Source organism: Specibacter sp. AOP5-B1-6, from assembly GCF_052376555.1.
Classification (GTDB): domain Bacteria; phylum Actinomycetota; class Actinomycetes; order Actinomycetales; family Micrococcaceae; genus Specibacter.
Genome location: NZ_JBQSVT010000048.1, coordinates 1 through 13,837, shown reverse-complemented (window position 1 = coordinate 13,837; position 13,837 = coordinate 1). Strand labels below are relative to the sequence as shown.

Annotated in this window: 11 protein-coding genes; 8 read left to right on the top strand and 3 right to left on the bottom strand. The window is 56.0% G+C overall.

Annotated elements, in window-relative coordinates:
• Window positions 1-6: 6 nt before the first annotated feature.
• The 3 genes from gnd to dnaA all read right to left on the bottom strand — a co-directional run bounded on the left by gnd (window position 7) and on the right by dnaA (window position 4,008).
• Window positions 7-894 carry a phosphogluconate dehydrogenase (NAD(+)-dependent, decarboxylating) gene (gnd, locus tag ACT3TS_RS17240; protein ID WP_444532760.1) on the bottom strand — a complete coding sequence of 296 codons (888 nt, stop codon included), beginning with the start codon at window positions 892-894 and terminating at the stop codon, window positions 7-9.
• A 73-nt stretch (window positions 895-967) separates the two neighbouring features.
• On the bottom strand, window positions 968-2,092 hold the full coding sequence (gene dnaN / locus ACT3TS_RS17235) for a DNA polymerase III subunit beta (protein WP_444532759.1): 1,125 nt from the start codon (window positions 2,090-2,092) through the stop codon (window positions 968-970).
• A 461-nt stretch (window positions 2,093-2,553) separates the two neighbouring features.
• The gene (gene dnaA, locus ACT3TS_RS17230) at window positions 2,554-4,008 is read right to left on the bottom strand and encodes a chromosomal replication initiator protein DnaA (protein ID WP_444532758.1); all 1,455 of its coding nucleotides are present in this window, start codon (window positions 4,006-4,008) and stop codon (window positions 2,554-2,556) included.
• Between the two features lie 561 nt (window positions 4,009-4,569).
• On the opposite strand from dnaA, the gene rpmH reads away from it, so the two are divergent.
• From rpmH to ACT3TS_RS17190, 8 genes are all read left to right on the top strand, one after another.
• Entirely contained in the window at window positions 4,570-4,707 is a 138-nt protein-coding gene (gene rpmH, locus ACT3TS_RS17225) for a 50S ribosomal protein L34 (RefSeq protein ID WP_044569795.1), read from the top strand.
• A gap of 55 nt (window positions 4,708-4,762) precedes the next feature.
• Window positions 4,763-5,188, top strand: a complete 426-nt coding sequence (gene rnpA / locus ACT3TS_RS17220; RefSeq protein ID WP_444532757.1) for a ribonuclease P protein component — start codon at window positions 4,763-4,765, stop codon at window positions 5,186-5,188.
• Window positions 5,185-5,580 (top strand): membrane protein insertion efficiency factor YidD, encoded by a 396-nt coding sequence (gene yidD, locus ACT3TS_RS17215; protein WP_444532756.1) that lies wholly within the window; start codon window positions 5,185-5,187, stop codon window positions 5,578-5,580. The genes rnpA and yidD overlap by 4 nt, the downstream gene beginning before the upstream one ends.
• Window positions 5,581-5,598: 18 nt before the next feature.
• Complete coding sequence (yidC, locus tag ACT3TS_RS17210) at window positions 5,599-6,567, top strand: membrane protein insertase YidC (protein ID WP_444532755.1); 969 nt, start codon at window positions 5,599-5,601, stop codon at window positions 6,565-6,567.
• Window positions 6,567-7,094 (top strand): Jag family protein, encoded by a 528-nt coding sequence (locus ACT3TS_RS17205; RefSeq protein ID WP_444532754.1) that lies wholly within the window; start codon window positions 6,567-6,569, stop codon window positions 7,092-7,094. Before yidC ends, ACT3TS_RS17205 begins: the two co-directional genes overlap by 1 nt.
• Before the next feature lie 83 nt (window positions 7,095-7,177).
• A complete protein-coding gene (gene rsmG, locus ACT3TS_RS17200) occupies window positions 7,178-7,816 on the top strand; it encodes a 16S rRNA (guanine(527)-N(7))-methyltransferase RsmG (protein ID WP_444532753.1) in 639 nt (212 codons plus the stop codon).
• Between the two features lie 74 nt (window positions 7,817-7,890).
• Complete coding sequence (locus ACT3TS_RS17195; protein ID WP_444532752.1) at window positions 7,891-8,946, top strand: ParA family protein; 1,056 nt, start codon at window positions 7,891-7,893, stop codon at window positions 8,944-8,946.
• An 87-nt stretch (window positions 8,947-9,033) separates the two neighbouring features.
• Window positions 9,034-10,047, top strand: a complete 1,014-nt coding sequence (locus ACT3TS_RS17190; protein ID WP_444532751.1) for a ParB/RepB/Spo0J family partition protein — start codon at window positions 9,034-9,036, stop codon at window positions 10,045-10,047.
• Window positions 10,048-13,837 lie beyond the last annotated feature (3,790 nt).

Sequence of the window (13,837 nt, the reverse complement as noted above, 5' to 3'; positions counted from 1 at the left end):
CCACCGTCAGGAACCCGCAGGTTTTGTGGCATGCCCACCAAATTGGTGCCGCAGTGCGGAGACCATTTTCATTGCGGGAGAGTTGTCCTCGCGGGAGGAGAACCTGGCAAAAAGTGCTGCCGTGATGGCCGGTGCGGGGACAGCATTGGCAATCGCTTCTTCCACCGTCCACCGGCCCTCGCCGGAGTCTTCAACATAATCGTCGATGGATTCCAAGCCCGGGTCTTCATCCAGTGCCTTGACCATGAGGTCCAGCAGCCAGGAGCGAACAACGGTTCCCTTTTGCCACGCACGGAAAGTGCCCGGCAGGTCTTGGATTATTTCCTTCTTGGCAAGGAGCTCATAGCCCTCGGCATAGGCCTGCATCAAACCGTATTCGATGCCGTTGTGAACCATTTTGGCGTAGTGCCCTGCACCCACGTCGCCCACGTGGACAAAGCTGTCGGCACGATCGCCTTCGGGACGGAGTGCGTCCAATACGGGCAATGCACGTTCTATGTCCTTGCTGGCGCCGCCGGCCATGAGACCATAACCGTTTTCCAAGCCCCAGACACCTCCGGAGACTCCAACATCCATGAAACCAATGCTCTTCACTGACAGTAGTTCACCATGTTTTTGGTCCTCGGTGAAGCGGGAATTTCCTCCGTCAACGAGCAAGTCACCGGGTTCAAGAAGCTCGGACAACTCTTGAATCACCGAGTTTGTGATGTCACCTGAGGGAACCATCACCCAGATGAGCCGCGGTGTCGGGACGGCGGCCACCAGCTCAGCCAGCGAAGCCACATCGGTAACCTCTGGGTTTTGGTCGAACCCCGTCACCTCGATTTGAGCGCCACGCAGACGGGCCCTCATGTTGAAGCCCATTTTTCCAAGTCCGACGAGTCCAATATGCACGGTGGTGTCTCTTTTCCATGGGTTGGTTGCTGAAGCTGGGTGGTATTGGGGCGGAGCCTGTCCCTGTGGGGTGTTACTGGTTGGGGAGCCTCACCGGCATGACCAGGTAGCGGTATTCATCGCGGCGTTCACCGTCAATGTCGTCCTGGGCGCTGAGCATGGCCGGTTTTGGTGCCGACGTGAAGGAGAACCTGACATATTTGCTGTCAAAAGCATTCAAGCCTTCGCTGAGGTAATGCGGGTTGAAGGCAACTGTGATCTCGTCGCCCACCAAGGTTGCTTCCAGATTTTCAGACGCCTGGGCGTCCTCTCCCGTGCCGGCGTCCAGCGTCAACTGACCGTCCGTGAAAATCAAACGGACGGGTGTGTTGCGTTCCGCGACGAGAGACACACGACGAACAGCTTCGGCCAGGGCATGGGTTTCAACTGTTGCGTGGATAGGCGTGGTGTCAGGGAACAACGACCGGATTTTTGGGTAGTCCCCGTCCACGAGCAATGAAGTGGTGCGGCGGCCACCGCTCTCAAAGCCGATGAGTTCACTGTTGTCGGAGAGTGCGATGTTGATGTTGCCCGAACTTCCCAAGGTTTTGGCAACTTCACTAAGAGTTTTGGCCTTGACCAGGGCACCTGTGGAAATGTTCGGCGTCGTTGGGTTCCAGCGGATTTCACGAAGCGCAAGCCGATACCTGTCAGTGGCCAACAACGTAATGAGGTCACCTTCGATTTCCATTTTCACACCGGTGAGAATGGGCAGGGTGTCGTCCTTGCTGGAGGCAATGATGACCTGTGAAACAGCCTGGGCGAAGGCCTCTCCGTCAACAGTTCCACTGACTTCGGGGAGTGCGGGGAGCTCGGGATAGTCATTGACGGGCATGGTTGCCAAATGGAAGCGGCTGCTGCGGCACGTCAGGGTGACCTTGCTGCCGTCGGTTTCAACTTCAACGGGGGCTGCGGGCAGGCTGCGGCAAATGTCGGCCAACAAGCGACCGGAAACCAGAATGGTGCCTTCCTCGGAAATGTCAGCCGGGATCTGCAGGCGGGCTGAGATCTCGTAGTCAAAGCTGGACAGGCTCAACGTGCCGGCTTCCGCCTTCAGCAACAGGCCCGAAAGCACTGGAACTGGTGGACGTGGTGACAAGGAGCGTGCGGCCCAGCTGACTGCTTCGGTCAGAACATCCCGTTCGACTCGGAACTTCACGGAAGGGTGCCGCCTTTCATGGTGCGAAAAAGTGTCGTTATGCGTTCTTGAAGCTGATCCGGAGCGGACCAGGAAGTCAAGAAAGGAATTACATGCTTGGAGACAGCTTAGCCCCTTGACCAGCCCATTTGGGCATTGGTCCTTGGATCGTGAGGTGAGCTGAATGGAGGAAGGGTAGATGTTGTTTGAAACGAATAATTCTTGTAGTTAGTAGTGTTAATAAGTCCTGTGGAAACTGTGGATAACCGTTCTCCGTCATGTGGTTTGGCCGAAGTTGCCTGTGCACAGCTTGTGAGGCTGCACCGCTTGAGGATGTGGGGTGGCGTGGAGAACTTTTTTGGCGGATTTAATGATCCACAGCTGGCCTGTGGGTTATCCGCAGGGAGACGCAGTTGTACACTAACTTATCCACAGGGCCATCCACACCCTTGATTTAAGCCAAAATTCGCTGGCTGCGCGGGTTATCCCTCGCGTTGCTGCTGTTTGATCTTGTTGGTGAGCTCCGTGACCTGGTTGTAGATGGCACGGCGTTCAGCCATCAATTCGCGGATCTTCCTGTCTGCGTGCATGACAGTTGTATGGTCCCGGCCACCAAATTCCTGCCCAATTTTTGGCAAGGACATGTCGGTAAGCTCACGGCACAGGTACATTGCTATCTGCCGGGCGGTCACGAGCGACCGGGTCCGGGACTTGCTGCACAGCTCCTCCAAGGAAATATTGAAGTAAGCAGCGGTCTGCCCCAGGATGGCTGTTGACGTGACTTCCTGTGCGCCATCGTCGGTAATGAGGTCCTTGAGCACCAACTCGGCCAGGCCAACATCCACTGGCTGCCGGTTCAAGCTGGCAAAGGCGGTGACACGAATCAACGCGCCTTCAAGCTCACGAATGTTGGTGGAGATCTTCGAGGCAATGTATTCCAGGGCATCGTCGGGTGCGGAAAGACCCTCTCCAATGGCCTTTTTGCGCAGAATGGCAATGCGGGTTTCCAACTCGGGAGGCTGGACATCTGTCAGCAAGCCCCACTCGAAACGTGAACGCATCCGCTCTTCAAATCCCTGCAGTCGTTTGGGCGGCAGGTCCGAGGTGATCACGACCTGCTTGTTGTGGTTGTGCAGGGCGTTGAAGGTGTGGAAGAACTCTTCCTGGGTTGCATCCTTGTTGGCCAGGAACTGGATGTCATCGATGAGCAGGATGTCAACATTGCGGTAGAGCTGCTTGAAACTTGCGCCCTCGTCGTCACGAATGGAGTTGATGAAATCATTGGTGAACTCTTCGGAGTTCACATAACGCACACGGATGCCCGTGTACAGGCGGCGTGCATAGTGGCCGATGGCATGGAGCAAATGAGTCTTGCCCAGCCCCGAATCACCGTAGATGAACAAGGGGTTGTATGCCTTTGCAGGGGCTTCAGCCACCGCAACCGCTGCTGCGTGTGCGAAACGGTTGGATGAACCAATCACAAATGAGTCGAAAACATACTTGGGGTTGAGCCGGCCGAACTCCTGTGAAGTGCTGGGCAAGGTGGGTGCAGGTTTGGATACCTGCTCGGTCCGTTCGGAGTGCTCATTGTGGGAAGAGACTTCCTTGCGCTCCGTGCGGGCCGCCGCAGGAACAGGAACTGGTTCTTCTTCCTTGACGGGAGGAACCAGATCGGCATTGACACTGAAGGCACAACTGATTTCTTCGGAGAAGACTTGGGCCAATGCTTCATTGAGAGCTGTACTGAGCTGATTCTGCAGGACTTCACGGGTCAGTTCGTTGGGAACGGCCACAAGCAAGGTATTGCCGATGAGACCCTGGGGCTGTGTAAGGACTACGAAGCCTCGCTGACGCGGGGAGACCCGGTCATCACGTTCCAGAATCCTGATAACCCGCCGCCAGGAACTTCCAACGTCATTGATGTCCTCAGTGCTCATTGACTGTTCCGTCCTTACTTCCGGGGGATGTACCGGAATACTTGGTTTTACGTTCATGCCGCATGTGACGTCCACTACACATCTCAGGACCATGATGTGGATCTGCAGGGAGCCCGCGAAGTGCGGTAATCCACAGAGTTATGCACATACGTGGATAACTTGTTCAGGGCCCAGCCTAGAGGATGAAAAGGTGAGAAGATAGCGAGAGAAACCGCTTGTGGATAAATATCACAGGGTGGGGCGAATACGGGCTTCATCCACAGCCAATCTCCACGCGGTTGTACACAGCTGTGGACGAAGTGCGGCCGGTGCCGGTTGCTGTCAGCGGGTGAAGAGACGCTCGAAACAGGCTTCACATCGGGCAGAACAACCAATCCACGGTTTGACTGCATGCCCTTCCGTGACCTAACGTTGTGAAGTCCCATGTGTCTGCTTTGCGCTCTTGCGCGTGCAACTTGTAAAAGAGAAGCGAAAGCGGGCATCCATATACTTAGCGTCGACCCCTTTCTTACCTGTTAGCTACGGGCAAGGCGCATCTTTGATTGTCTTGGAGTAACTACCGTGAGCAAGCGGACTTTTCAGCCGAACAACCGCCGTCGTGCCAAGAAGCACGGCTTCCGCCTTCGTATGCGCACCCGCGCCGGCCGTGCCATTTTGGCAGCCCGCCGCACCAAGGGTCGCGTAGAGCTGTCGGCCTAAACAATAACTGCTTGACGATTCGTCGGGCCTTAGTGAAGTTGCGGTTGATCGCAGGGTGCTAGCCACCAAGAATAGAATGCGGACTTCCGCCAACTTCTCACATACTGTACGTTCCGGCGTCCGAAATGGACGCCGGAACTTAGTGTTATATATGGTGTCCACTTCTCCGGATGCGCCCAGCCAGGTTGGGTTCATTGTGGCGAAGACTGTTGGGAACGCTGTGACCCGCAATCTCGTTAAAAGGAGACTGAGGGAAATTGTTGTTGAAACAGTTAGGCAGCAACCCTTTGGAGTCAATGTCGTGGTGCGGGCTCTGCCCGTCTCTGCGACAGCCTCCTTCAGTGAGCTAGTCACGGACTATCGCAAGGCATTTTCCACTGCTTCTTCCCGGCTCCATGGGAAAGCGGGAATTGCTTTGCCGGTGACACCAGCACCTGCAGTAGACAAGGTCCACGTGTCTAAAGGAGAAGATGTTTTGTGATCCAATCACAAACGCAAGATCGTGCACGAGGGTGGCTTGCCGCCGTCGTGCTTTTCTTGTGGCATCTTCCCCGCAACATTCTTATTATTATTCTGAAACTGTACCGGCGCGTCGTCTCACCCATTTATGGGCAGGTGTGCCGGTTTTTTCCGTCATGTTCGGCCTACGCTTTGGAAGCCGTGACAGTTCACGGTGCCATTAAAGGCAGCTGGTACGCTGCCCGACGAGTAGTCCGTTGCCACCCTTGGAGCGCAGGCGGCTTGGATCCGGTGCCTTCACCGGTCAATGTTGATTGGGATGACCCTGACACGGTGCCCCTCATTGTCCAGCTGAATCACCCGGATGTATTTCTGGCCAAGCAACAGGAAAGACTAAGCCGCAAAGCGGCTTGAGGAGATTAGAAAAGAAATATGGGCTTCTTCGATACAATTCTGTTCCCCTTTAAATGGGTCGTCTCATGGATCATGGTGCAGTTCCATGATGGTCTGACTTTCCTGGGGATGGACGGTGCTTCCGGTGTCACGTGGACGCTGGCCATCATCGGCCTCGTTCTCGTTATCCGTGCCGCGTTGATTCCTGTCTTTGTAAAGCAGATCAAGGCCCAGCGCGGCATGCAGGCGTTGCAGCCGGACATGAAGAAGCTGCAGGCCAAGTACAAGGGCAAGACCGACCAGTTGTCGCGCCAGGCCATGGGCCAGGAACAAATGGCGCTGTACAAGGAACACGGGACCAACCCGTTCTCGGCATGCCTGCCCATGTTGATCCAGATGCCGTTCTTTTTCTCCCTGTTTCAGGTGCTTTCCGGTGTGGCCAAGGCCAACGCGTCAAACTCGGGCATTGGTGCACTGACGCACGCTGAGGTAGTGCAGTTTGATGATGCCACCATCTTCGGTGCCCGGCTTTCAGATGCGCTGCTCCCGTCGTTTCAGGGTGGAGACCTAAAAGTTTCCACAGCTCTGCTGTCAATCGTCATGATCCTTGCCATGATCGCGTCGCAGTTCATCACGCAGAAGCAGATCATGTCCAAGAACATGTCTGAGGAAGCCATGCAGGGCCCCTTCATGAAGCAGCAGAAGATGATGCTGTATGTGCTGCCGCTCGTGTTTGGTATTGGTGGCGTGAACTTCCCCATCGGTGTCCTGATCTACTGGACCACCACCAACCTTTGGACCATGGGTCAGCAGTTCTTCGTAATTCGGCGCATGCCGACCCCCGGGTCGCCTGCATACAAGGAATATCAGAAGCGGCGCGAAGCCAAGGGCCTGCCGCTGTTGGGTGCTTCGAAGAAGAAGGTTGAAGCGGAAGAAGTGATCGAGGAAATTCCTGAGCCCAAGGGCCAGCGGAACCAGCCACAACGTAAAAACAGGAAGAAGAAATAATGCCTGAAGAAACGCAGCTTGTCCCTGAGGAAGAAGCAGTTCCTGCCGGCACCGGTGCCAGCAGGGTGGAAGAAGAAGGCGACATTGCCGCCGACTACCTCGAAGAACTTCTGGACATTGCCGATATCGATGGTGATATCGACATAGAGGTGCGCAATGGCAGGACATACATTTCCATCGTTGCGGATGAGGACGGCGGATCCCTGCAGAGCCTTGTCGGCCAGGATGGTGAGGTTCTGGATGCCCTTCAGGAGCTGACCCGGCTGAGTGTGCTGTCATCGACAGACAACCGTTCACGCCTGGTCCTGGACATTTCGGGCTACCGTGACCGCAGGAACGTCGAATTGGCGAAGATAGCCGGTGACGCCGCTGAACAGATCAAGTCAGGTACTGAATCTGTTGCGCTGGACCCCATGGGTGCCTACGAGCGCAAGATCGTTCACGACACAATTGCTGAGCTGGGTTTGGAATCCGAGTCCGAAGGCGAAGGCGCCAAGCGCCACATCGTGGTGACAGCTGCGCAATAGGGCGGGCTGAATTGAAAGTTTCAAACGGTCCCGGCCGCTGCCAGAGGCGAGCGGCCGGGACCTCGGTTTAGAGGACACAAATAGTGGTGGAACTAACTGCACAAGAGGCCGTTGCTGCGGACCGTATTTTTGGCGATCGACTCGATCTGGCCAAACGCTACGTTGAGCACCTGGCAACATCCGGAATTGAACGCGGGTTGATTGGTCCGCGTGAGGTTCCTCGTTTGTGGAGCCGGCACGTTTTGAACTGCGCTGTTGTTGCAGAGCTGATTGACGAAGGTGCGAAGGTTGCTGACGTTGGAAGCGGGGCAGGACTTCCTGGACTGTGTCTGGCCATTGCCCGGCCTGATCTCTACCTGACGCTTATTGAACCGTTGGAACGCCGGGTTATTTGGCTTGAAGAGGTCGTGATGGACCTTGGCCTTTCAAATGTGGAAATTGTTCGTGCACGCGCCGAGGCGGCAATCGGAAAAGTTGAGTGCACGGTTGTGACCGCCCGTGCCGTGTCAGCTCTCAATAATTTGGCTGCGTTGACAATTCCGCTTCTGGGTGGCGAGGGGGAGCTCTTGGCCATCAAGGGACGCAGTGCCGACGAGGAAGTGGCTAAGGCCGCGAAAACACTCAAGAAGTTGGGTGGAGTTCTCACCGAGGTACTTGTGGCAGGCCAGGAAATTTTGGAAGAGCCCACCACAGTGGTTCGTGTGAAGGTGAAACGGCGGTGATCCCCACTGCTGTTGGTCGGAAACGATAGGCTAGAGGTTGGCAACCATCGCCACAGGAAAGTGAGAGTGTCAGCGTGACCAGTAGCGAAGCAGCTTCGCAACGGATCCCTCCGTTTATGACCTTGGGATCGGCACGTTCCAATATCTCTGAACAACCTAAAGTGGTTGATCGCTCCAACAATAGTGTCGTCCGCAATGTTTCACGTGAAACGAAGAAGGATGCGGTCAGCTCCCTGGATAACGATTTTGATGACAGCAGCCCGATTGCAAGTCAGTTGCTTAGTGAAACGAAGCGGCGCGAGAGGCTACTTGGGCGCCCTCTACCGCGGCCGGGTTACACGAGAATTTTGACGGTAGCTAATCAAAAGGGTGGCGTAGGAAAAACGACAACCACTGTCAACGTGGCAGCTGCCCTGGCGTCGGCTGGCTTGCATGTTCTGGTAATTGACATTGATCCGCAAGGTAACGCCTCCACTGCCCTGGGAGTACCCCACCATGCCGAGATTGACAGCATCTATGACGTGCTGATCAACGATGTTCCCATGGCCGAAGTCGTCGCCGAATGTCCTGATATTGCCAATCTGTCTTGCGCGCCGGCGACTATTCACTTGGCCGGCGCCGAAATTGAACTTGTTTCGCTTGTGGCTAGGGAGCAGAGACTTCGGCGTGCCATCGATGAATATGTGAAATTTCGCGAAGCCAACAACCAGGAACGACTCGACTTCATCTTCATCGACTGCCCACCGAGTCTCGGCCTGTTGACGGTCAATGCTTTCTGCGCGGCCAACGAGGTAATGATCCCCATTCAGTGCGAGTACTACGCGCTGGAAGGCCTCAGTCAACTGCTCAAGAACATCGGCATGATTCAAAAGCATTTGAATTCTGATCTAGTGGTGTCGACCATCTTGCTTACAATGTATGACGGGCGTACCAACTTGGCTGCACACGTGGCAGCTGATGTCCGCGAGCACTTTCCGGACCAGGTCTTGCAGGCAATGATTCCGAGGTCAGTCAGAATCTCCGAGGCTCCCAGCTATCAGCAGACAGTTATGACATATGATCCGTCATCTACCGGTGCACTGTCGTATCTTGAGGCTGCCTCCGAGCTCGCGGAACGTTCCACGGCATGACATCAGTATGGCGATAGACTTTTCAATTCACAATGAAGTTCATGAGAACCCCTAATATTCGGGGTTCATTCAACGGAGGATGTCTCAATGACTGACAAGCGCAGGGGTCTTGGTCGTGGTTTGGGTGCGTTAATCCCCAATTCTTCTGGCGACGAAGCGGGTAATAGGCAGCCTACTCGTCCCGTCGATCTATTTTTCCCTGAGCCGAAGGGGCGCAAGCCACCGGCTTCCGCCACCCGCGCCTCGAAGCCTGCTGCAGTTATCGCGCCGGTGGAGCTCGTAGAGGTTCCCGGGGCAACGTTTATGGAGCTTCCAGTTGGAGATATTCATCCAAACAGGAAGCAGCCACGCACTGTCTTTGATGAAGACGACATGGCCGAGCTCGTACACTCCGTACGTGAAATTGGTGTTCTTCAACCGATCGTTGTGCGGAAATCCAGTGAAAAAGGCGATCAGCCGTACGAACTGGTCATGGGTGAGAGGCGCTGGCGCGCCAGCCAGGCGGCCGGCCTTGAAACGATTCCAGTCATTGTCCGTGAAACGACGGATGACAACCTTTTGCGCGACGCGCTGCTTGAAAACCTGCATCGCAGCCAGCTGAATCCATTGGAAGAAGCAGCGGCCTACCAGCAGCTGCTGGAGGACTTCGGCACCACCCACGAGCAATTGGCCGACCGGATTGGTCGCTCACGCCCGCAGGTATCCAATACGCTGAGGCTGCTCAAGCTGCCTCCTGTAGTTCAACGGCGGGTTGCGGCGGGCGTCTTGTCGGCTGGCCACGCACGCGCGCTATTGGCACTACCGGATTCTCCCGCCATGGAGCAGCTGGCCCAGAAGATTGTGGCTGAGGGGATGTCCGTGCGCGCTACCGAAGAGGCCGTTCAGCTCTACCATTCGCCACTCAGCGGCGACAAACCGTCCACGAAGGCACCGAGCCCACGTCATGAACGTCTGGACTTTCTGGCAAGTTCGCTGGCCGACCGCCTCGATACCAACGTTAAGATTTCCCTGGGTGCAAAAAAGGGCAAGGTCAGCATTGAATTTGCTTCAGTTGAAGACCTCAACCGCATTATGGATGTTTTGAGTCCAGGCGGCAAGTAGCACTTCATCGGCGTGTGTTGATCCGTAAACGGCAGTGTTTCACGTGAAACACTGCCGTTTGGTATTACCGGTGGTTCGTCAGGATCGATTCTGAGCGAGAATTTCTAGATTCTCTGATGCTCAGTGAAGCGACGGCAGATCGAGAAGCGGGCACCCTTTCCAGCTTTCGGAGCCGACCTCTCTTTTGTGAACTGATGAGGAACGCGAATGCGCCCGCCACCTAGGAACCGTCGGATGCTTCCTGACTTTGGGTAACTCGTCCGAAATTTCACGAGACGTGGGGCTGATGCAGATTGGATGCCGATGGTCCTGCAGCCGATTGAACATCGTGAAGAATGTTCTGGATCCGCGCAGAGACAATTCCGAAACCGTTTCACGTGAAACATTTGAAAGATGTGAACGTTGCACTTCTAACGACGTTGCGTGAATCGACGCGACACTGCTCTCATTGGTGATTGAATATTGCTGCGAGAAAACATTCCGAGGCGGGGCTCCAAGACCCAAAGTGCATAGGTCGGTAGGGCGCGGGGATTCGTATCCATCGGGTGTTGAGCCGCTGCGACACACGAGGTCTAACTGGTTCAGAATTTTGGAAAGGTGTTGTTTCACGTGGAACATTCCGGGCGAGTCGAGCAGGCGCCTCACAGTCGTATTTCATTGTCTATTTCACCATGTAGCGGGCTGGGCTGGACACATCAGAGTTCGCATGGGGCACTGATACGCGCGGAGATGAGATCCAAAAATCTCTTATGGTTCTCGGTAAGTGTGGCGGTGTGAACGGTGGGCCCGGCAGGGGATCAAGTGAGATTAGGGCCGCTGGGGTGCCAGTGAAGAGTTATTTGGTGAGATGATCGAACGACTTCGCCACAAGACGGGCCAAGGATCGGCGTTGGAATCAATTCGATAGACTGCCGAATTGTGGAGTTCCTCGCATGGTTTAGCCGCCCAAAGGAGTTGGAGCCACATGATTGGGTAGTCAGATGCCGTGGGTTGCCATGTGAGGCCCGCCCACCTCTCCGGGAAAGTCGGCTAATGCGAAAGGCCCTGTTGACTGGCGAATCTCCCGCGCCGCTAAGGAGAGCCCATGCGCCCATATGACGGACCGTAAGCATATAGAGGCGCCGCAGGGCCCGATTCCACCTTTCGGGGCCGCGTGGCCCCTTCAAGGGCGTGTGGAGGCTTATGCGGAGGTGGTGAGTCCAGTCCATCAGCGGTGCTCGCAAACGTAAGAGATGCCGACCGGTACGTCGGAAGCGTCTTTGCATTGCTCCTGACCAGGGAATCGGAGCAACTGCTTCCCTCTGTCTGGCACACAGGTGCCATGACTGGGTGACCTTCAGAGCTGGAAACGACCTATCCGAGGTAGCCAGGAGGCATCGCTCCCATGGGGGGAGTGAGTTGCTGGTTCTGCCAAGCTGAACACATGATTGCCTGGCTCGGGGAGCTGTCCGAATTGCCCCCGTGAACGGACTGTAGCAGTGACACCGGGCTTTAGAACTCATCCCAACAGACTAGAAAGGGGTGGGTATTGCCCCTCACCGAATGCTTGCTCCTGCGAGACTGACAAGTATTGACCTTGTAGACCAACCGGGGAGAGCATGGATATTCTCCTCGGGGGTCAACGACCGTATCGACGTGAGTTCGTGAGTTCGTGTGCTCGGGTCGGAGGGCTGGTGACAAGGTGTGATCCCAGCCGGTCTGGAGACGGACCGGGCCAAGGTCCGCGACAAACAGGCGAGCATCGTGAAGCTCTTGAACGGCGGGTGGCTTCCGTCCTGATGGCGATCGACGAGCGGTTGCCGGAGTGCACACGGGGAGGCTGCTCGTCACGCTTCCAAGCCCAGACAATGCCGTGACTGCGTGAGCCCGATGGTCTTCTGCGCGCAGGTTCGGCCAGTAGATCTGGAACTGGCAGCTGGGTTGCGGGATGCTAGATGCCGAGACGACCATGGGCGGAGGTCATAGACGTCTCCAGATGGAAGCAATCCGGAAGTGGCCAGGTGCGCGAGGAGCACGGGGTCACTCGGAAATTGACGAACCGTCTGCGGCTTGTGGCTGCACGCAGTCCGCTGGCGGCCCCAACGGCATTATCACTGGTCAAAAGTACTTGCCGCCCATGGTCGATCCACTGCCGCCACTGGTCTAAGCAAACTGCCGGCAGTAGCCAGTTCAAAGTTGTAGTTGACAACTAAGTCAGGGCCGTGAGGACGTGGGAATTGCACTGATCCTTTAGACACGGGCAGTAAATTGGCTGGAAATGTTGCCCGACTTGACCCACACACCCGCGGCTTAGGACGGGCGCTAAACTGACTCTCCGGAATGCGAATTGGTGGCATCGCGGCTCCCTGCATCCACAGGGTCAGGAAGACCATCTACGCCCATCCTGCGCGTCACTCGGAGAGCCGACGTCTAAGTCTTAGCCAAGTCGGGCCAGCTGTTATTAATTATGGGATCTGGTCTGGGGATGATTTGAGCTGACCGAATCTACGCCTGCACTTAGCGCTTCGTTCGATGTTTCCATCCCGGACTGAAGTCGGTCAAGCAGCTCCTGTGTGGGGCGGTGGCCTAGGAATCGTTTCACGTGAAACACGCAGACCCATTGTGGACATGGCCGCTGAACGTGAAACTCGTGGGCAGTCCCGCAGTCCCGCAGTCCCGCAGTCCCGCAGTGTGGCCGTGCTTCCAATTTCGAGGGACGGACTGGAGAGATAATCGAGCAGTGGATGGAAACGCTCGGCAGACTGCTAACGGCATGCCGACGCTATGTGGCCGCCACTGACACTGCAGGTTCATGTAACTGGTGATGCCGTTTCGTGGAGAGGCTAGGGGCCATCGACCGTTTCTGGCCGCCGTTGATAACTTAGGGCCTACGGCACCAACGGATTGGTCCATGGATCCTGTGGTCTCATTGGTCATTCAGGGATGGAGATAAACGCAATTCTGGATGGAAGTTTATCTCCAGGGAAGTGCACTGACGGAGGATGATGGCCCAGAGGCGCCGTATGGCCCCGCGTGGGCGCCTAAATGGCCTTCAACAATCAGAGAGTTCATACTGTTGATCGCAGAGCGGGCAACAGCCAAATGCGCGGAAGTGACGCAGCGTCCTTGCGCCGCTTCGAAGCTCGTCTCCAGATTGGTGTGCCAGCACCGCCCCTGTCCTCTTGGCACGTAGACAAACATGAGCTTGCTAAGCGGTGTCGTCCTGTGGACGAATTGTGACGACCCTGGCACAACACCAATAGCCCACGAGGATCCGGATGCTCACCAACGCCGGCGGTTGGTGTCGGCTGGCGAAGGACCTGATACAGCGCCGTACTCGGACTCTGCTCCGGCAAGCGAGAGCCGATAGCGGGGCAGCCAGGTAGCACTTGCGTGGATCAACAGTTTCACCCATGGCGACTCAGCGAGGCTCCGCCCTGTCAGATTATTGCTGCACACCTCGCGTACAGTGCTCTGACGAGACAGAAGATGACGGTAAGCAACTACGGCAAACGATGAGGTTTCGGTTACTCGTGGAGTCCGTCACGGACCTAGACCTACTTGTTCAGTTGCCAAGCCGTCTCATTGGGGAGAGATATAGAAGACCGATGACATGAAATGGTTCTCTCGGTCTGCACGGACCATGGTTCGGATGGTTGCTATATCTGAAGATCCCTGCCCCGTTTTCCGTGGTGCATTTCCTGGCGATGCATTGGTCATTGTGGGTGGCGATGGTGCTGCCGTGGTCCAGGGTTCATTGGCGGCGTCATCGGGACGACCAGAACCGTCCTTTCGTCCTATTCGCGATTCT

Excerpts from the sequence above, each read along its gene's own strand:
- dnaA (WP_444532758.1), bottom strand. The coding sequence starts at position 4,008 with ATGAGCACTGAGGACATCAATGACGTTGGAAGTTCCTGGCGGCGGGTT.
- yidC (WP_444532755.1), top strand. The coding sequence starts at position 5,599 with ATGGGCTTCTTCGATACAATTCTGTTCCCCTTTAAATGGGTCGTCTCA.
- ACT3TS_RS17205 (WP_444532754.1), top strand. The coding sequence starts at position 6,567 with ATGCCTGAAGAAACGCAGCTTGTCCCTGAGGAAGAAGCAGTTCCTGCC.
- ACT3TS_RS17190 (WP_444532751.1), top strand. The coding sequence starts at position 9,034 with ATGACTGACAAGCGCAGGGGTCTTGGTCGTGGTTTGGGTGCGTTAATC.